The 19,828-nt window shown below is 39.1% G+C and carries 22 protein-coding genes and 1 tRNA gene; 9 read left to right on the forward strand and 14 right to left on the reverse strand.

From position 1 onward, the window contains the following. Positions 1–79 precede the first annotated feature (79 nt). Both rdgB and DV424_RS02165 read right to left on the reverse strand, forming a co-directional pair. Positions 80–667, reverse strand: a complete 588-nt coding sequence (gene rdgB / locus DV424_RS02160; RefSeq protein ID WP_053465651.1) for an RdgB/HAM1 family non-canonical purine NTP pyrophosphatase — start codon at positions 665–667, stop codon at positions 80–82. A gap of 11 nt (positions 668–678) precedes the next feature. Next, positions 679–1,404, reverse strand: coding sequence for a 3-deoxy-D-manno-octulosonic acid kinase (locus tag DV424_RS02165; RefSeq protein ID WP_118858912.1), 726 nt, complete (start codon positions 1,402–1,404; stop codon positions 679–681). Between the two features lie 76 nt (positions 1,405–1,480). Between DV424_RS02165 and DV424_RS02170 the strand changes: the two genes are divergently transcribed. Beyond that, positions 1,481–2,524: a glycosyltransferase family 9 protein gene (locus tag DV424_RS02170; protein WP_118858913.1), complete on the forward strand. Its 1,044-nt coding sequence runs from the start codon at positions 1,481–1,483 to the stop codon at positions 2,522–2,524. 31 nt (positions 2,525–2,555) lie between these two features. Here DV424_RS02170 and bamC read toward each other — a convergent pair whose 3' ends face one another. Continuing rightward, entirely contained in the window at positions 2,556–3,560 is a 1,005-nt protein-coding gene (bamC, locus tag DV424_RS02175; RefSeq protein ID WP_118858914.1) for an outer membrane protein assembly factor BamC, read from the reverse strand. Between the two features lie 98 nt (positions 3,561–3,658). After that, on the reverse strand, positions 3,659–4,555 hold the full coding sequence (gene dapA, locus DV424_RS02180) for a 4-hydroxy-tetrahydrodipicolinate synthase (protein WP_118858915.1): 897 nt from the start codon (positions 4,553–4,555) through the stop codon (positions 3,659–3,661). Positions 4,556–4,656: 101 nt separating this feature from the next. Between dapA and bcp the strand changes: the two genes are divergently transcribed. The 4 genes from bcp (at position 4,657) to DV424_RS02200 (ending at position 6,975) form a co-directional block, all read left to right on the forward strand. After that, positions 4,657–5,124, forward strand: coding sequence for a thioredoxin-dependent thiol peroxidase (gene bcp / locus DV424_RS02185; RefSeq protein ID WP_118858916.1), 468 nt, complete (start codon positions 4,657–4,659; stop codon positions 5,122–5,124). Positions 5,125–5,292: 168 nt separating this feature from the next. Then, positions 5,293–5,745, forward strand: a complete 453-nt coding sequence (gene exbB / locus DV424_RS02190) for a TonB-system energizer ExbB (RefSeq protein WP_118788727.1) — start codon at positions 5,293–5,295, stop codon at positions 5,743–5,745. A gap of 3 nt (positions 5,746–5,748) precedes the next feature. Continuing rightward, positions 5,749–6,192, forward strand: a complete 444-nt coding sequence (gene exbD, locus DV424_RS02195) for a TonB system transport protein ExbD (RefSeq protein ID WP_114909533.1) — start codon at positions 5,749–5,751, stop codon at positions 6,190–6,192. A gap of 9 nt (positions 6,193–6,201) precedes the next feature. Then, positions 6,202–6,975, forward strand: a complete 774-nt coding sequence (locus DV424_RS02200; protein WP_114909532.1) for an energy transducer TonB — start codon at positions 6,202–6,204, stop codon at positions 6,973–6,975. Positions 6,976–7,031: 56 nt separating this feature from the next. Here DV424_RS02200 and DV424_RS02205 read toward each other — a convergent pair whose 3' ends face one another. The 10 genes from DV424_RS02205 to glyQ form a co-directional block, all read right to left on the reverse strand. Continuing rightward, positions 7,032–7,856: a class II glutamine amidotransferase gene (locus DV424_RS02205; RefSeq protein WP_118858917.1), complete on the reverse strand. Its 825-nt coding sequence runs from the start codon at positions 7,854–7,856 to the stop codon at positions 7,032–7,034. Positions 7,857–8,124: 268 nt separating this feature from the next. Continuing rightward, positions 8,125–8,201: transfer RNA gene (locus DV424_RS02210), tRNA-Ile, on the reverse strand. Between the two features lie 86 nt (positions 8,202–8,287). Then, positions 8,288–10,354, reverse strand: coding sequence for a glycine--tRNA ligase subunit beta (glyS, locus tag DV424_RS02215; RefSeq protein WP_118858918.1), 2,067 nt, complete (start codon positions 10,352–10,354; stop codon positions 8,288–8,290). Between the two features lie 46 nt (positions 10,355–10,400). Beyond that, entirely contained in the window at positions 10,401–10,871 is a 471-nt protein-coding gene (locus DV424_RS02220) for an OsmC family protein (RefSeq protein WP_005628144.1), read from the reverse strand. Positions 10,872–11,351: 480 nt separating this feature from the next. Further along, positions 11,352–11,717 (reverse strand): endonuclease domain-containing protein, encoded by a 366-nt coding sequence (locus tag DV424_RS02225; RefSeq protein ID WP_118858919.1) that lies wholly within the window; start codon positions 11,715–11,717, stop codon positions 11,352–11,354. A gap of 5 nt (positions 11,718–11,722) precedes the next feature. After that, positions 11,723–12,988 (reverse strand): histidine-type phosphatase, encoded by a 1,266-nt coding sequence (locus DV424_RS02230; protein WP_118858920.1) that lies wholly within the window; start codon positions 12,986–12,988, stop codon positions 11,723–11,725. 9 nt (positions 12,989–12,997) lie between these two features. Further along, a complete protein-coding gene (locus DV424_RS02235) occupies positions 12,998–13,444 on the reverse strand; it encodes a hypothetical protein (protein WP_118858921.1) in 447 nt (148 codons plus the stop codon). Then, positions 13,444–13,824: a hypothetical protein gene (locus tag DV424_RS02240; protein ID WP_118858922.1), complete on the reverse strand. Its 381-nt coding sequence runs from the start codon at positions 13,822–13,824 to the stop codon at positions 13,444–13,446. The genes DV424_RS02235 and DV424_RS02240 overlap by 1 nt, the downstream gene beginning before the upstream one ends. A 1-nt stretch (position 13,825) precedes the next feature. Then, complete coding sequence (locus DV424_RS02245) at positions 13,826–14,086, reverse strand: hypothetical protein (protein WP_118858923.1); 261 nt, start codon at positions 14,084–14,086, stop codon at positions 13,826–13,828. Between the two features lie 58 nt (positions 14,087–14,144). After that, on the reverse strand, positions 14,145–15,053 hold the full coding sequence (glyQ, locus tag DV424_RS02250; protein WP_005628151.1) for a glycine--tRNA ligase subunit alpha: 909 nt from the start codon (positions 15,051–15,053) through the stop codon (positions 14,145–14,147). A 198-nt stretch (positions 15,054–15,251) separates the two neighbouring features. On the opposite strand from glyQ, the gene DV424_RS02255 reads away from it, so the two are divergent. From DV424_RS02255 to DV424_RS02270, 4 genes are all read left to right on the forward strand, one after another. Further along, positions 15,252–17,201, forward strand: a complete 1,950-nt coding sequence (locus tag DV424_RS02255; protein ID WP_118858924.1) for a TonB-dependent receptor plug domain-containing protein — start codon at positions 15,252–15,254, stop codon at positions 17,199–17,201. A 73-nt stretch (positions 17,202–17,274) separates the two neighbouring features. After that, positions 17,275–18,060, forward strand: coding sequence for a substrate-binding domain-containing protein (locus tag DV424_RS02260; RefSeq protein WP_118858925.1), 786 nt, complete (start codon positions 17,275–17,277; stop codon positions 18,058–18,060). 27 nt (positions 18,061–18,087) lie between these two features. Next, a complete protein-coding gene (locus DV424_RS02265; RefSeq protein ID WP_118858926.1) occupies positions 18,088–19,065 on the forward strand; it encodes a FecCD family ABC transporter permease in 978 nt (325 codons plus the stop codon). Then, complete coding sequence (locus DV424_RS02270) at positions 19,065–19,802, forward strand: ABC transporter ATP-binding protein (protein WP_118858927.1); 738 nt, start codon at positions 19,065–19,067, stop codon at positions 19,800–19,802. Before DV424_RS02265 ends, DV424_RS02270 begins: the two co-directional genes overlap by 1 nt. Positions 19,803–19,828: the final 26 nt, after the last annotated feature.

Raw genomic sequence — 19,828 nt, forward strand, 5'->3', positions numbered from 1 at the left:
CGCTATAGATAAAATCCATATAAAAAGGCACGCATATAAAAAATATGCGTGCCTTTTATCATCATACGTTCAACTAAGCTTATAACTTACTTTTTAATACCTTAAGCGCTCTTGCTCGATGAGAAATTTTTTTCTTCTCAACTGTTTCTAATTCAGCAAATGTGCAACCTTGTTCTGGGCTAAAGAATAAACTGTCATAACCAAAACCATTTTCGCCTTTTTCTTCAAAACCAATCACACCGTGACACTCACCTTCGGCAATAATTGGCGATGGATCCGTTGGATGCTGTAAAAACACGATACAACTCACAAATTTGGCTTGGCGTTTATCTTGTGTAACATGAGCAAGCTCTGCCAATAATTTCTCACGGTTTTTAGCATCATTGCCCTCTTCTCCAGCATAACGTGCAGAATACAGACCTGGCGCGCCATTAAGTGCGGAAACCACTAAGCCAGAATCATCTGCAATAGCAGGTAAACCTGATTTTTCTGAGGCATAGCGCGCTTTTAATAACGCATTCTCAACGAAAGTTAATCCTGTTTCTTCTGGGCTTTCAATACCTAAATCTGTTTGTGCAATCACTTCAAAACCAAAATCAGATAAAACATCAGCCATTTCTTTCACTTTGCCTTTATTGCCTGTAGCAAGTACGATTTTTTGTTTCATAATCAATCCTTTTATTGATGATAAGCTGCCGTTAAATCAGCCCAGTTTTGCTCGGTAAATTGAATATTCATTCGTCCAACTTCTTTTTCAAAGGAACGTTTTAAACGATTCAGATTTTGCACTTTCCAAAAATCTCCAGATTTTTCACCGCACTTATCAAAGTCAATCAACCAACATTTTTGCCCTTGTTCAGTCTGTTGAAGCAAAATATTATGTGCATTCAAGTCTGTATGGCAAATCTGTAAATCATGTAATTTTCGAATCAAACGACCAATTTGCATCCAAGTTTCTTTTGGCAATGTTTGTGTTTGTAAAAGTGCGGTTAAATCCTGCGAGTTTTCGATTTTCTCGGTCAAAATATCGGCTTGATAGCAAATACCTAACTTGCCTTTTTGAATACGTGCGGCAATCGGTTTAGGCACAGGTAAATCCGCTTCATACAAACGTTGCAACAAATGAAACTCTGCAAAACTACGGGTAGTTTCAAGAGCAGAAAAACGATAACGATCTCTGTTCAGTTTACCCCAAAGCCCACCGCGATAATAATGACGCAACGCACAATTTACGCCAAACCAATCTTCCGTTTGCAAGAAATAAGTGGTGCCTCGACCTTTTGCACTCCCTATTACTCGTTCTTGTTTTTGCCAAAATTCCGCTTGGAAAAACTCAGTTGCTTGCTCAAAAGTGCGGTCAAAATTAAAGATAAAATATTGGTTATCTTGTTGGAATTGATGCATTGGAATGTTGTTATGAATAGAAAATGGACTCATTCTACTTTAAAATAGGCGCAAGTTAAATGAGAAAGGAATGTCAATGCCACTTTTTACCGAAGCTCCAAAATCCCTTTGTATTCTCCGATTGTCAGCTGTAGGCGATGTTTGCCACGCCTTAGCGGTGGTTCAGCACATTCAGGCATATTATCCCCAAACAGAAGTGACTTGGATTGTAGGCAAAACCGAAATGGGTTTGCTTTCAGGTATTCCTAATGTCTCGCTCATTCCTTACGATAAAAAAGCGGGATGGAAAGGTGTATTGTCTTTGTGGAAACAACTGAAAAATAAACAATTTGATGCGCTATTAAATATGCAAACAGCATTTCGTGCATCAATCCTTTCTTTAGGAATTAAAGCAAAATTCAAAATTGGATTTGGAAAAAAACGTTCTCGCGAAGGACAATGGCTATTTGTAAATCGTCGTATCACCGATCCCTCATCGCCCCATGTATTAGATGGATTTATGGCTTTCGCTGAATATATTGGCGTACCGAAATCAGAACCGAAATGGGAATTAGCTATCTCAGAAGATGATTATAAATTTGCCGATCAATTTATTGATTTCTCTCGTAAAAATTTATTAATTTCCCCTTGTTCTAGCAAAGCCGAAAAAGATTGGCTGATCGAACGTTATGCAGAGGTTGCCAATATTGCTCATCAGCATAATATCAATGTAATTTTCTGCAGTTCACCAGCCAAACGTGAATTAGAAATAGTCGAAAAAATTACCGCACTTTGTCATTTCACGCCAACCAATATTGCAGGAAAAACAAACCTAAAACAGCTTACCGCTTTAATTTCTAAGGTTGATTTGGTGCTTTCGCCAGATTCTGGCCCTACCCATATTGCGACAACACAAGGTACACCCGTTATTGGCTTGTATGCCTATCACAATCCTTTGCGTACTGCACCTTATAATAATTTAGATAACGTGGTATCAGTATATGAAGAAAATGCCCAAAAAGAATTTGGCAAACCGTCATCTGAACTACCTTGGGCAACTAAACTAAAAGGGAAAAATTTGATGACAGAGATTCAAGTCGAACCCGTCATTGAACAAATGAAAAAATTAGGATTATTCTAAAGAAAAAGCTCAGCTAATGCTGAGCTTTTATTTATCTTGCAATCAAGTTACTAATTGCTTGGTAAATTCTCGCGGCTGAATCACCAGACAATGCCTTGCCTTTTTCATCCGAAATGACAACGGAGCTTTGTCTACCATGATCAGAAATTTGCATTTGGTAAGTACCGTTTTCGAGTTCTGGAAGTTCAGTTCCCATGCGCAACCAATCTTCTTTGTTTAATGCTGAATATTTTAATTCACGATAACCTTTACCCGCAGTTTCAGATTTGATCGCGAAACCTACTTTAGGTAAAGCTCCACCTAATTTTTCCCATGCTTGACCAAAATTAACATTCATCGCTAATGCAGTTTGACCATTCAAATCCTGAATAATTTGCGAAGCTACCGCTCCCACAGAAGCACTAGATAAATCTTGTTGCTGTTTGTTGTAAGCAGAAGTTAATGCAGACACAATGCGGTTTAAGCGTTCAGACGTATAACGTTGCTTATCGGATACACTTGGAGTGAAAATCACGCCATCACGACGCATTTGTAAAACAGATACTGCTAGTGCACTCGCATCTTGAGCCATAACTTGTTCTACTTGATATTTAATCTCAGTGCCCGATTTATCACCACTTCTTCCTGTTGGCGCCCAGTCCGTCGTTAAAATCGCACCATTCGTCGTTGATGAAATACCGTCTTCTTTTAATAAGCGTTCAACTTGTTGTAGGTTATAGACACTTGCTTGCTGTTCTGGATACACGATTAATGCTCGTTCACCATCGAATTGTGTTAATGAATTTTCAATAATCGCTAACGGTGTTGATGGAGGACGAATATCAATATTTTCTCCCTTTTTCACTGCAACATTAGGTAATGCATAGGTATCGTCTGCTTTTGGTAGCATTACTCCACCTGTTGCTAAAGGTAAAAATCCTGGGATAGATACATCAGATTTCTGGAAAGAATCGTTAGCAGTTTTTAACACTTCAGGATCAGAATAACAACCAGACAATACGATAACCGCCGCTAAACTCAACATTATTTTTTTCATATTTGAACCTTAACTAAATTGAAAACTTTATGAATTTTGACCGCACTTCGACAGCCTATAATGCAAAAAGTTTAGGGGTAATGACTTACCCATGATTTTTATAATAATCCTGCGATTTTCAGTGCTTCTTCTACTTTTGGTTGAACATCTTCGCTTAACACCGTCAATGGCAAACGTAAATGTGCTGACTTAATTAAACCTAAACGATAAGCCGCCCATTTCACAGGAATTGGGTTTGATTCAATAAAGAGATCATGATGTAAACGCATTAAGCGAGTATTAATTTCTTCGGCTTTAGCAAAATCTCCCGCAAGGGCATAGCGACACATATCAGCCATATCTTTTGGTGCCAAATTATTCGTTACAGAAATCACGCCTTCTGCACCAAGTTTCATCGCATCCAAACTCGTTGCATCATCACCACTTAAAACGATGAAATCCTTGCCTGCTAGCTCTTTAATTTTGGTGACACGACTGATATCTCCAGTTGCTTCTTTAATACCAACAATGTTGTTAATTTTCGATAAACGAGCAACCGTTTCTGGTTTCATATCGCTACCGGTACGACCTGGTACGTTATAAAGAATTTGCGGTAAATCTGTACATTCAGCAATGGCTTTAAAATGCTGGAAGATTCCTTCTTGGGTTGGTTTATTGTAGTAAGGTACAACGGATAGACAACCCGCAACGCCGCTATCGCGTAATAATTTTGTCATTGTAATTGCTTCGCTCGTCGCATTTGCGCCTGCGCCAGCAATCACAGGAATACGACCTTTGGCAAATTCAACCGTCTTCTCAATAACCTTTACATTTTCTTCAATACTTAATGTTGCTGATTCACCTGTTGTTCCCACAGAAACAAGCGCATTAGAGCCTGCCTTAATGTGATATTCCACCAATTTTTCTAAACAAGCGAAATCTACTTCGCCGTAATTATTCATTGGTGTAACAAGTGCAACAATACTGCCTGAAAATAAAGGATTTTGTGCTGACATAGAACCTCCGTTGGTTTTTTAATTTTATTATTTGGTATAGCTCGTTATAGTCGCTAAAATGACTTGAATTTGCAAATATTTTTTCATCAAAGGAGTTTTTTATGAATCCATTATCCGTTGGTAGCCAAGCACCCATTTTTACGTTATTAAATCAGCAAGAACAACCCGTTTCTTTAAATGATTTTCGCGGTAAAAAAGTGTTAGTCTATTTTTACCCGAAAGCACTCACGCCTGGCTGTACAACGCAAGCATGCGGATTGCGTGATAGTAAATCAGAATTAGATGAATTAGGTTTAGTTGTACTTGGCATTAGCCCTGACACACCGAAAAAATTAGCTCAATTTATTGAGAAAAAAGCCCTTAATTTCACACTACTTTCCGATCCTGATCACAGAATTGCAGAAAAATTTGGTGTATGGGGTGAGAAAAAATTCATGGGTAAAACTTACGATGGTATTCACCGAATTAGTTTTTTAATTGATGAAAACGGAAAAATTATTCACGTATTTGATAAATTCAAAACAACAGAACATCATCAAGTTATCGTTGATTATCTTCGTTCCCTATAACCCTTCAAAAATTACCGCACTTTTCTATATAAAGTGCGGTAAAAATTCATTATTTTTTTCAGTTCAATATTTACGCGTTATTCCGCCTTTGCTAGAATTTATCCTTGATTGAAATTCATTCTCAATTATATTCCCAAGATATTTCTCAAATAATAAGGACAGAAAAAAATGATGCAGCTTTTTGATTTTTTACAACAGTACAGTGACTACTTTATCATCGGTTTATTATTACTGATGAGCATTATTATGCTAGCCATGGTAATTGAACGTTATCTTTTCTTAAGAAAGGTAAACGTCGCACACTATTCCACCATTCACGCATTAGATATTGATTTAAATCGCAATATGACCATTATTTCTACCATTGGCGCAAATGCACCATATGTTGGTTTGCTTGGTACAGTTATCGGGATTTTATTAACGTTCTATCAAATCGGTCATGGCGGTGGCGAAATTGACACTGGCGTCATTATGATGCACTTATCTTTAGCATTAAAAGCGACAGCATTAGGTATTCTTGTGGCTATTCCATCGATGGTGTTTTATAACGGTTTAGGTCGTAAAGTTGAAGTTAATCGTTTGAAATGGAAAGTGTTAAACGAACAAAAAGATAAGGAATAGTCCGTGAAAAAATTCGATGAAATCAACATTATCCCTTTCATTGATATTATGTTGGTGTTACTTGCTGTAGTACTTATCACTGCGTCTTTTATCTCTCAAGGTAAAATTCAAGTTAACGTACCTAAAGCCAGTACAGCCGTTGCATTTAAAGCTGATGAGCTTGCTAAATTATTGACTGTGACAGCGGATAAACAACTCTATTTCAATGATAGACCTATTACGCAAGAAGCCCTAGAAGCAGAAATTGCCCAATGGAACAAAGATCAAAAAGTCACATTAAAAATTGATGCTGAAGCCTCTTTCCAAGATTTTGTGACCATTACAGATATGCTCTCTAAAAATGAGATCAAAAATGTAGCTATTGTTTCTATGAAAGATAAGGGTAAAAGTGCGGGTAAAAATCCTCAAGAATCTGCACCCACTCAATCTGTGCCAACGACGCCTTAAGGAATAATTATGCAGCAAACAAAACGTTCGCTATTAGGTTTGCTTATTTCTTTGATCGTGCACAGCATTGTTGTAGGGTTAATCTTATGGAGTTGGAATAAGCCAAGTGATAGCGCCAATAGCGCACCAGGCGAAATATCCACAAGTATTTCCATGGAAATGGTGCAAGGCATGGTGATGGAAGAACCTGCTCCTGAGCCAGAAAATGTACAAAAAGAGCCAGAACCAGAAAAACAAGAGGTTGTGGAAGATCCAACAGTGAAACCTGAACCACAAAAAATCAAAGAACCAGAAAAAGAAAAGCCAAAACCAAAAGAAAAACCTAAAGAAAAGCCAAAGGATAAACCGAAAAAAGACGTTAAACCACAAGAAAAACCAATCAATAAAGATCTACCAAAAGGTGATAAAAATATTGATTCAAGTGCAAACGTGAATGCTAAAGCGACTACAACTGGCGCCACCAATAGCAATGCACAAGTAGCAGGTAGTGGAACCGACACGAGCGAAATGGCAGCCTATCGCTCCGCAATTCGTCGTGAAATTGAACGTCATAAACGTTACCCTACTCGCGCAAAAATGATGCGTAAGCAAGGTAAAGTCAGCGTATCCTTCAATGTAGGCCCTGATGGCTCACTAAGTGGTGCTCGCGTTACTCAATCATCAGGTGATGAAAGCCTAGATAATGCAGCATTAGAAGCAGTTAACAGCGCAAGACCGGTCGGTGCAAGACCTTCAGGATTCCCTTCTGGGTTAAATGTGCCAATTAGTTTTACGCTTCAATAAAAAAGTGCGGTTAATTCTCTTTGAGTTTAACCGCACTTTTCTTTGGCTAGATTTAATTAAGCTACTCGATTACCTAAGGTACCATCATCAATCGCTTCTTTCGGAGTACCTACCACTTCAGCAATTTTGTCCCCGTTCTTGAAAAATACAAATCCACCATTTTCCATTTTTGTCCAATTTTCATCTTTGGTTAATGGAAAGGTTGTAATGATATTCACTTTATCGCCTTCCTTTGCATAATCACTAAAATCAATAACACCATCATCATCAATTCTGTGTGCTTTACCAAAAGGCGCTTGTCGCATGACATAATGTAAATTCGTTGAACAATGGGCTATCATCCACTCACCATTAGAAAGAATAAAATTAAATGTGCCGTGTTGAGCAAGCTCTTTTGTTACTTTTTGAATAGCCTCAAAAATTTCTATTTCACTCGGTTTTTTACGAAAAGTATTTTTAAGATATTCTGCCATATAACAAAAAGCAGCTTCAGAATCTGTAGAACCTATTGGCTGCAAAAAATGTTCTGTCATATCTGGTAGGTTTTTCAAATTACCATTATGCGCAAAAACCCAGTTCTGCCCCCAAATTTCACGAATAAATGGGTGAGTATTTTCAATATTCACTTCACCCTGAGTCGCCTTACGAATATGTGCAATGACATTCAGAGACTTGATTTTATATTGCTTCACACAATCAGCGATGGGGGAAAGGCTAGCAGCTTGATTGTCGCGAAAAATACGCACTCCACGCCCTTCAAAAAAAGCGATTCCAAAGCCATCTGAATGACAATCAGTTAAACCAGCACGACGACGAAAACCTTCAAAAGAAAAGACAATATCCGTCGGCGTATTACAATTCATTCCGAGTAATTGACACATAATTTAAATAAGATATAACCTCACAATATATGAGTGATTTAACACCATTATGAAAGGAATATCAATAGAGATTCTATGGATTTTTCATGTCATGTTAGTATTAGGTCCCTTATAAATGATGTTTTTAGTTAACACAGTATTTTCCAGAAATTATTACCGATTATTTCTAATGAGAGTTATTCAAAGAAATAGGATTTGAAAATTAAAGTAATAAATATTAATAAAATAAATTAATCCAAGGAAATTTAAAGGGTATAGAAAGGGAAAATGGTCCCCCCTACCGGACTTGAACCAGTGACCAAGCGATTATGAGTCGCCTGCTCTAACCGACTGAGCTAAGGGGGGAAAATCGCGGTGATTATAGAGAAATAATCACTTGAAGTCTATAAAAGAAGAGATGATTGATGAAAAATCAATCATCCCTTTTATCATTATTGAAGCACTGAAATATCCGCCACTTGTAAGAACAAGCCTTGTAACGTATTTAAAATTGCTAAGCGGTTTTGGCGTAATGCTGGATCTTCAGCATTTACCATTACGTTATCAAAGAAGCTATCTACTGGTGCTCGTAAGTTCGCTAATTTATCTAATACTGCGGTGTAATCGCCTTGTGCGATAAGCGGTTGTACTTCAGTGCGTAATGCAAGTACTGATTCAGCAAGAGCTTTTTCTGCTGGCTCTACACAAGCGGTCAAATTGATCTCACCGATTGCAGCATCTGCTTTTGCTAAGATGTTACTTACACGTTTATTTGCTGCCGCTAACGCTTCCGCTGAATCTAAAGTACGGAAGTGTGATACCGCACGCACACGTGCATCAAAATCAGCAGGGCGAGTTGGACGACGAGCTAATACCGATTGAATTACATCCACCGCAATGCCTTCATCTTGATACCACGCACGGAAACGACCGAGCATGAAGTCCACCACATCAGCAACCACATTTTGATTCGTGAGTTTATCACCGAAAAGTGCGGCTGATTTTTTCACTAAATCTTCTAAATCCAATGGTAAGTTTTTCTCAACGATAATACGCAATGCACCTAATGCCGCACGACGCAATGCAAATGGGTCTGCGCTGCCTTTCGGTGCTTGGCCGATGCCGAAAATACCCGTTAAGGTGTCAAATTTATCCGCTAAAGCAACCGCACTTGCCACTAAAGATTTTGGTAATTCATCACCCGCAAAGCGTGGCATATATTGCTCATTTAATGCGACTGCAACTTCTTCATCTTCACCATCATGACGAGCATAATGCATACCCATTACGCCTTGGGTGTCAGTGAATTCAAATACCATGTTGGTCATCAAGTCACATTTTGACAGTAAACCCGCACGTTTTGCTTTTGCTTCGTCTGCACCGATTTGTTTTGCAATTTCGCCTGCTAGTTGCTCAATACGGTCAGTTTTGTCTTTCAATGTACCCAATTGTTGTTGGAACAACACGGTTTCTAAACGCGGTAAACGATCAACCAGTTTTTGTTTTAAGTCGGTTTTGAAGAAGAATTCCGCATCGGTTAAACGTGGGCGAACCACTTTTTCGTTCCCTTCGATAATCGCGGTTGGATCTTCTGGGTTGATGTTTGAGACAAAAATAAAGTGCGGTAATAATTTGCCGTCTTTGTCATAAATTGGGAAATATTTTTGGTCGCCTTTCATGGTGTAGACCAAGGCTTCCGCAGGTACTGCTAAGAAACGTTCTTCAAATTTTGCCGCTAAAACATTTGGATATTCCACCAATGAAGTCACTTCTTCAAGCAAGCTTTCTTCAATATCAGCCACACCGCCAAGTGCGGTTGCTTTTGCTTGAGATTTTGCAAGAATTTCTGCTTTACGCTCGTTGAAATCTGCTACTACAGAACCTTTTTCACGTAATAATTGCGGATATTGGTCTGCGTGTTGAATTTCAAATTCTTTCTCGCCCAAGAAACGGTGGCCGCGAATAGTGCGAGCACTTGCCACACCTAAAATTTCGCCTTCAATTAACTCATCACCTAACAACATAGTCACGGTGTGAACTGGACGAATAAACTGCACGGTTTTGTCAGCCCAACGCATTGGTTTTGGAATTGGCAATTTTTCCAATGCATTTGCCACAATATCGTTCAGCAAGTTTTTGGTCGGCTGACCCTCAATTTTTGCACGATGAACGAGCCATTCGCCTTTATCAGTCGCAATGCGTTCTGCTTGCTCAACGGTAATACCACAACCGCGCGCCCAACCTTCTGCCGCTTTAGTTGGTTTACCTTCTGCATCAAAGGCTGCAGATACTGCTGGCCCGCGTTTTTCGATTTCTTTACTCGGTTGCTGTGTGGTTAAGTTCAACACTTTCACCGCTAAACGACGTGGTGCCGCAAACCATTCGATTTTGTCGAAGGTTAAACCTGCTTGGTTCAATTCCGCCTCAACGTTATCCGCAAAAGAGGTCGCTAATGTTTTGAGAGCTTTTGGTGGCAGCTCTTCTGTGCCGATTTCTACTAGGAAGTTTTGGGTTGTCATTTTGTTTTCTCTGGTAAGGTGCGCCTTGGCACCATTTTATTTTAATTTAATCTTTTTCAATAATAGCTTCACATTTCACCGGAAAATTAAGTGAATTTGCAATAAAACACGCGTGATGCGCATTTTCATGTAATGCCAATGCCTTAACGGCATCCGACTCGCTTGAAATTCTCACACGAGGTTTTAATGTTGCCGAAATAAAGCGTCCTGCATGCTCAGAACTGCCTTCATCCATAATCGCTATTGCTTCATCACGGTATTCTTGCACAATAATGTTATTAACTGCACAAAAATGTAAATACCATAATTTATGACAGGCAGAAATAGATGCCAGTAGCATATCTTCAGGATTCCAACGAGTTTTATCGCCACGAAAAGCAGGATCAGCAGAACCTAAAATATTAGGTTTATTCAATGCCGAAGCAATAAAATCCCGTTCGTATGCGATATAAGATGAAGTACCAGCTCCTAAATTTCCAACCCACTCTACCGTAGTTTGATAAGTATGTTGCTTCATTATATTTTCCGTTATCTCTTATAGCGCATGTAAATTAAGAAATTCATGTCCTATTTGATTATTTTCTTCGTTATCACTTCTGCCAAATCTCCCCTACCCCTCTTTGCTAAAGAGGGGATTGGATCTTTGGAGAATTAAATATTTATGTTCTACTTTAACGTTTTTTGAAAGCAGATAATTTAATCTCTATTGAAATTAAAATGTAAATGAGTCAGTTACTATCAATTTACTCAAGAAATCCCCCTCTTTAGCAAAGAGGGGTAGGGGAGATTTACTCGCTTCGCTCGCACTTCGTACCGTTGCTAAAGCAACATTCAAACCCTTACGTTTGTGGCAGAGTTTAACCCAACCTAATGCTCAATAATCCCCCATATGCTAAAGTATAAATAGCCCGCTACTGTCAATTTACTCAAGAACTTCCCCCCTCTTTAGCAAAGAGGGGTTAGGGGAGATTTGGCACAAGTTAATCCAACCTCATACTCAATCAGCCCTCACATTCTCCAAAAACAAATAAATCTGCTCGACTACCGCTTCAATTTCACGTATGACTTCATCATTGCTAAATCGCATCACTGTAAAACCAAGTGAATTTAATTCTGCATCTCGCAATGCGTCTTTTTCCTGATAATCAGGTTCATAATGCTGGCTACCGTCTAATTCAATAATCAGCTTTGCCTTTGCACAATAAAAATCAACGATATAACTTAAAAGTGGCTTTTGTCGATTAAATCGAAATCCTAATAATTGATCTCGATTGAGGCATTGCCATAGTTTTCTTTCCGCATCCGTTTGATCCGCTCGCAGTTTCTGCGAATTCTCTTTTAAGTATTTTTCATAGGGTTGCATGAAAGCTACTTCTTGCCGTTTTCAATACCCTCACTCAACACCTGTTGAAAACGCTCGTAATCACAAAAGCCATGCTCATCTTTTTCACAGCCTTTGAGGGTTAATGCTGTTTGGTTTGGTGGTGTCGCTAAACTTAGTGGTGTGATGTTAATCAGCTGTTCAGTGGTTTGATACACATAATCCAACTTAAATTTGAGCTTGCCACTTGGTTTGTGCTTCCACACTTCAAATAGCAACTTGCCACCGATTGGAATATTTTCCAATGAATCATTCAATTCGTAAGGCTCTACACCTAGTGCTGCAAGCAGAGCGACGATATTAGAATCGTGTCCAACCAATAAGTTAATTTTGTTTTCACTATTTAGCTGTTGCTGAATAAATGCTAACAACGGATATGAGGCATTTTGTGCCAACGCTTCGTTGTTTTTAAATAACGTGCGGTAATATTCGTTTTTAATTTCGTTAATCGCACGCCATTTTTCTTGGCTATCCACGCGGCCGTTTGCGATTTCTGAATCAGGCTTACCCACATAATGCGCAAGCAATAATGCACTGACAATTTTCTTTCCTGTACTAATAGAGCCAGTAATTTTGACCGACTTGCCGTCTTTAATACTGTATTCACCGAGTTTTCCACCTAAATCGCACTCGCCTTTTTGCAAGCAGTTTGGTGAATTTTTATAATCGATGATTTCACTTAATAACGCATAATTTGGTGCAAGTTTTTGCTGTAAAGCGGTTAAATCAACGTTATTTTTTGCAGATTCAATCAAGGCTTTACTTGGATTATGCGCCTGCGTGTTAAAAATCGGATCTTTTTCTGAACCAATTTTACCGTGATGTTGCAATTGAACATTACAGCCCGCAAATGCACCAGAAACAATCGCTTGCCCTGTTGCAATGGTGCGTTGCACACCATTCGCATAAGCGAAAATGCCTTCGCCCGATGCACAACGTTCTGTTGTTAGTAACCCTTTATCTGCAAGCCATTGACCTAAATACTGTCCGAAATAGGTTTCTAGCACCGTCCCTTTTGCAGTGAGATAGCCAGATGGTACATTCCATTTTGCCCATTCATAAGGGGAATATTTCGCCATTTCTTGCGGATCTTTTTCCACGGGTGAACGCAATCCGTGTCGGCTGAAAATCAATACTTTCTCTAATTCATAATCAGAACTTGAGGAAGTTTGACCATTTTCTGTTGCAAACGCACTACTTGCTAAAGCTGAGCCAAGCAAAAGTGCGGTGAATTTTAGGGTTATTTTTTTCATATTCGAGACCTAATCATTTAATGTTGAAATTGAGCTATAAAAATTCAAGGCATATTTGGTGCCGTAAACTAACACCATAAATACTGCAACAATATTGACTACCGCAAAAAAGATTAGTTGTTTACTGTTGCTCTCCACCCAGAGCATTTTAAATAATGCGAGCGTACCAATATTTTCATCAAGTTCACTCTCTCCGCTTAATGCTCTTAAGGTTTTCAGCATCTTGCGTACAAAAGCGACAGTATTGATTGCCATGACGCTGAGTGCAATAAATCCAGAAGCGAGGCATAAAAACAGCACTGGTACATCACTCCACCCCCAATGTACCCAATCCATCTCAGAAAACATAAATAATGCCAGTGATAAAAACAACACAGCGGGTGTTAAATTTCGCAAAAACATTAAATAGTCATCGCCAATTTTAAATAAAAATTGCAAAAAACTGACCTTCTTCATTACTTACGAATCTTCCAACTTGTCTTGGTTTTCATTAAACTCACTTTACCATCTTTTGAGATATAGCCGTCTTTTACCACATCTAGAACCGTATTTTCTGGCAAATCAGACGCAAACACTTCAACCTGTTGTTTATCTTCCGAAAGAATGCCGTAAACCGCTTGGGTTTTATTGGCTGGGTCATCTAGCTTAATATCCGCTACATCAAACACTTGTACACAGGCTTTTCTCAAATAAGAATAAGACTGCCCCGCACTTGGTAAGCAACTATGAGCATCGGTTTGACCGCCCACAGTTGGCATTTCAGCTTGTGGTTGAGCATTGCTACAAGCGGTCAAAATCATCGCTGAAGTTGCAAAAGCTAACGCTTTTTTCATCATTTTAGAAAATCTCTTTTAATTTGGATTCATCTAAAATAACACGATCATCATCTAACAATAATGCTGGAAAGCCCGCATAGCCTTGTGCTTTTGCATCATCAAATGCGGCGTGACGATCACGCAAGCGTAACCATTGTTTCAAATTCGGGATGGAAGATAGTACTTCCACTGACTCATAATCCACGCCCAAGCGTTTTAACTCTGCCACAAATGGCGCTGTATCCGGGCAATCTGTCGCATAATAAAGAATGGGTTTGCTCATTTTGCTCTCCTAGAGTGCGGTCAAATTTCACCGCACTTTTTTGAATTACCTTCAAGCGTTATTTTTTACAACCAGGGAAACCTAAGGCTTCACGGCTTGCATAATAGGCTTCCGCCACACCTTTGGTTAAGGCACGAATGCGTAAAATATAGCGTTGACGTTCGGTGACCGAAATTGCTTTACGCGCATCTAACAAGTTGAAGCTGTGTGCTGCTTTCAAGATACGCTCGTAAGCCGGCAATGGTAATGGTTTTTCTAAGGCTAATAACTCTTGTGCTTCTTTTTCGTATTGATCGAAGCAGTAGAATAAGAAATCTGTGTTTGCGTGTTCAAAGTTATAGGTTGATTGCTCAACTTCGTTTTGATGGAACACATCACCGTAAGTAGTTTTGCCTAATGGGCCGTCAGACCAAACTAAGTCATATACAGAATCTACGCCTTGAATGTACATGGCTAAACGCTCTAAACCGTAAGTTACCTCGCCAGTTACTGGTTTACATTCTAAGCCGCCCACTTGTTGGAAATAGGTAAATTGGGTCACTTCCATACCGTTTAGCCATACTTCCCAGCCCAAGCCCCATGCACCTAAGGTTGGGTTTTCCCAGTTATCTTCCACAAAACGAATATCGTTTTTGGTCGGGTCGAAACCGAGCATTTCAAGCGAGCCTAAATAAAGTTCTTGAATATTATCTGGAGAAGGTTTGATCACTACTTGGAATTGGTAGTAGTGTTGTAAACGGTTTGGGTTTTCGCCGTAGCGACCGTCCGTCGGACGACGTGAAGGTTGCACATAAGCAAATGCCATCGGCTCTGGGCCTAAGGCACGTAATGCAGTCATTGGGTGAGAGGTACCTGCGCCCACTTCCATATCAAAAGGTTGCACAATGGTGCAGCCTTGGTTTGCCCAATATTCTTGCAGGGCTAAAATCATACCTTGGAATGTTTTTACGTTAAATTTTGTGCTCATAATCTTTGATCTAATGTGATTAAAAATGTCCGCATTATACTTGAAAGCGCAAGGCGGATAAAGGCGAAAAAGTGCGGTCAAAAAACGAATTTTTTTACAAAATGAACAGAATTTGTAAAGGAAATGAAAATTCTCAACTAGGAAATGAATTTCTATTGTGCCAAAATAGCGCACTTTTTAAAAAGAGGAACCAACATAATGAAAACCAACTTAATTACTACCGCACTTTTATTGAGTGCGTCAGCTTTTGTACAAGCTGAAACCAAAACTGAGCTTGAACCAATCAATGTGTATTCAGCTTACGCAACGCCTGTAAACCAAGATCAAACTGCATCATCAGTCACCGTATTAACAGAAAAAGATTTTGCAGAACGTAATGCGACTTATGTGAGTGATGTGTTGAAGACTGTGCCAGGTGTGGCGATGGGAGCTAATGGGGGGCGTGGTGCGTTAACCAGTCTTTTCTTGCGTGGCGCAAATTCAAACCAAACAGCAGTTATTATTGATGGTGTAAAAATGAAACCAGCTAATAACTTGGGTTATGATTTTGGTGGTTTAACACTTAGCAATATTGAACGTATTGAAGTATTGCGTGGGGAACAATCTGCTCTTTGGGGAAGCGATGCAATGGGTGGGGTAATCTATATCACAACCAAAAGTGGTTTATACAAAGATAAACCATTTAATGTAGATTTTGATTTTGGAACTGGTTCAAATCGTACGCGTGATGGTTCTGTAACTGTTTCAGGCTATAATAACGGCTTCTATTATGCTCTTCACGGGGATAGTCATCGTACAAGTGGTATTTCTGCATTAAGCTCAAATAAGTTTTATTACACATCACCAACAAGAACCTCATTTGCAACAGGTGGACATACTGAAAAAGATAAATTTCATCGCGATAATGTATCTCTACGTTTAGGATACGATGACAGCAACAGAGGTGTAGAATTTTTAACATCCCATTCTTCAAAAACGGTGCATTATGACAATGACTCTCGTCAATTTGAGCAAGAAACAGCATATGATGATCGAGCTCACACACGAGAAACACTATTAAAATTAAGTAGCTATGTCGGAAATGATGAAGAACTGTTCAAACATAAAATAAGTATTAGCCATATCAAAACAGATAATGATACGTTTGATTTGTACCCATACTCAAATCCATACTCTGCGTATGATGCTAAAAAACAGAGTGCAAACTACCAATTAGATATTAATTTCGATCGTGAAAGTAATATCAAACAAGGTGTAAGTATTCTGGCAGAATACCAACGAGCAACTTATGATTCCACAACATTTACGCCGAGAGATGAGAAAAAACTAACAGAAAAAAGTATTGCAACCGAATATCGCCTATTTACAGAAGAAGATCACAATATCTCTGTAAGTGGTCGCTTTACTGAAAATTCACAATTTGAAAATGCATTTACGGGACGTATTGCAGGTGCTTATCGCTTATCTCCAAATTTCCGTACCCATGCAACTTTTGGATCATCAATTCAAAATCCAAGTTTAGTTGAATATTACGGTTATTCGGGAACATATCCTGCCAATCCAAATTTGAAACCATCAAAAAGTTTAGGTGGTGAGCTTGGACTATTAATGGAAACTACAAATAAAAATCACAGCCTTGATGTAACTTACTTTACTCGTAATGTAAAAAACTTTATCGCAAACAACCAAACTTGGACAGGTGTTATCAATCTTGAAGGAAAGACTAAAGTAAAAGGTATTGAATTAGTTTACACAGGAAAATTAACCAAAGATTTAAATGCTTATGCTAATTACACTTATACTCAGACTAAAGATAGTAAAGGTATTGAATTGATCCGCCGCCCAAAACACACTGTTAACGTAGGTTTAGCATACCAAGTTACCGAAAAACTAGGTACAAATGCAAATATCAGTTATGTTGGGAAACGGACTGATGATTACTATGGTCCAGCACCAAGCTATACTCAATATAAAGGAATAAAACTGCCATCCTATACGTTAGTGAATATCGGAGCGAACTATCAATTGACTAACAATGTTAATATTTATCTTAATCTAAACAATATATTTGATAAAAAATACGAAAGTATCACAAGATACGGCCAAGACGGTCGCAACGTTTACGTTGGGTTAAAAGGATCGTTCTAATTATTATCCACATATAAGGGCGTGCTTAGCACGCCTTTTTACATTATTAACGGCGTAGCGTATTATTATCTATATGCAAAAAACTCGTTTAATTTTAACTGCACTTTTCTTACCTCTGGCTTCGCATGCGTCGGAGCAATTTGTCTCACTCACGCTTTGTAGTGATCGTCTTTTGTCAGAAATTGCGCGTCCTGAGCAAATTGCCGCACAGTCTCCTTATTCTAAAAATCCCTTGATGATGTTGGATAAACTCAATGTGGATAAACCAACCCTTGAGCCACAACTCACCGCATTATTGCCCTATCTCAATAAAACGTTTCTTATCAATGAAACCTTTTATCCACAACTTGTAGCAGATTTAAAAAAACTTGGGGCAAAAATTGAGCCAATTAATGACACACCACAAACGGCAGAAGAATTATTTGGGCTAATATTGCACTTGGGCAAACTCACGGGTAACGAAATGCATGCGAAATCTTTAATCGATAAACTTAAATTACAAAATTCTCGCCTCAATCTATCACTCACTGATACATTAATACTTTCAGATACAGGCATTGTAGAAACTTATACGCCACAGTATCCCACTTTACTTAACTTGCTAGGATTAACCCCGCTAAAAACACTACTTACGGCACAAAATTTTTCTCTTGAAAAAGTGTTACGAGCTGAACCAAATGTGTTGATTGAAATCAGTGACCAACAAAGTTATAACGAACAAGCGGAATTGCTTAAACATCCGCTTTTGCAAAATCTTTTTAAAAATCGACCGCACTTTCGCATTCCAATGAAATATACTTATTGCTTTGATCACGGCGTGTGGCAAGGGGCGGAGAAGATTTATCAACAATTAAAATGATATTTGGATTACATAGGAAATTATTCATTGACCAAAACACTAAAATTAAATACCGCACTTTTCTTAGCGCTACTATTGATTATCGGGTTTGCGATTTATCATCAACTCGGCGATTTTGCCCATCTCAAAAATGCCGATGGTGTGCTCACGGATATGCGCTCGCTTGTATTGCTTGATATTCGCCTGCCGCGCATCGGATTGGCCATTTTAACTGGCGCAAGCCTTGCTTTAGCGGGCAATGCAATGCAGGGGATATTTCAAAATCCACTAGCAAGCCCGGGGTTATTGGGCAGTAGTGCCGGTGCAACCACCACCAGTGTCTTTTTGCTCTATTATTTTTCCGTGCCGTTAAGTCTGTTGCTTATTGGCGGCGTGGCTGGTGCGTTATCTAGTTTTTTATTGGTTTATTTAATCGCTAAAAACCACGGTACAACAGCGATGATTTTAAGTGGTTTAGCCGTCAATATGTTGCTCTCGGCTGCCGTCGCATTGCTACTTTCTAACGCAGAAAGCCCGTGGGCATTAGCTGAACTCTACCGCTGGCTACAAGGATCTCTTGTGTGGGCAAAACTTGATACGCTACTCATTTCATTTCCAATCGTATTATTGGGATTATTCTGTTTATATCGTGAACGCCGCTATATTGACTTGCTCACCTTCGGTGAAGAAACCGCGAGCACAATGGGCGTGAATCCTAAACGTAGCTTTTTCATCACGACCTTTGGCGTGGCATTATTAGTTGGTGCAACGATTCCGCAAACAGGCACTATCGGTTTTGTTGGCTTAATCGCACCACACTTTGCTCGCCTATTGCTAAAAAAACGCCCTTCGCAACTTTACATCACCAGTGCATTACTTGGCGCATTATTGCTACTTATTGCGGATCTTTGCGTGCAATATATTCCAATCTTCTCACATATTTATATTGGCACGCTCATCGCAATCATTGGCGCACCTTGCTTAATTTGGATTTTAATTACGGAGCAACGCAAGTTGGCAAGATAATGATTAGAATCGAAAACCTTTCTCAGCCTTATGGCTTAAACAACATCAGCTGCACGCTTCCTAAAGGAAAACTTATCGGCATTATGGGCGCAAACGGTGCGGGCAAATCGACTTTGCTCAAAACGATTGCAGGAATTTTACCTATTGCAAAGGGTGAAATTTATTTTGGAAACAGCCCATTAAGCAAAATGAGTACAGCTGAAAAAAGCCTGCAACTCGCTTATCTGGCGCAAGATACCAATATCCATTGGGATTTATCGGTTTATGATGTCATTGCTCTCGGCTTAAATTCACCATTATCCTCAGTAAAAGAGAGGTCAAAAATCACGGAGGTTTCACAAAAATTTTCGATAGAACATTTGCTTAATAAATCCTTTCAGAAACTGTCCGGCGGAGAAAAAGCACGAGTGCAACTCGCTCGTTGTTGCATCAAAAATGCGCCACTATTGCTTGCTGATGAACCTATCGCACCACTCGATCCCTATTACCAAATAGACATGATGGAACAATTAAAATCGCTGACACCACAGCGTACTTGCGTTGTAGCGATCCATCATTTATCCCTTGCGTATAAATACTGTGATGAAGTGATTTTGCTCGACAAAGGCAAAATCATTGCGACTGGCAAAACACAAGCGGTGCTAAATTCAGAGAATCTTGCTCAAGCCTTTGATATAAGCGTGAAATTTGATGCCGAAAGAAGAGAGATTTATGGGATAGAGAAATTGGAAACCTAATTCCAATTTCTCATTTTGCTGAAAGT

Origin of the sequence: Haemophilus haemolyticus (genome assembly GCF_003493605.1) — a bacterium.
Classification (GTDB): Bacteria; Pseudomonadota; Gammaproteobacteria; order Enterobacterales; family Pasteurellaceae; genus Haemophilus; species Haemophilus haemolyticus_J.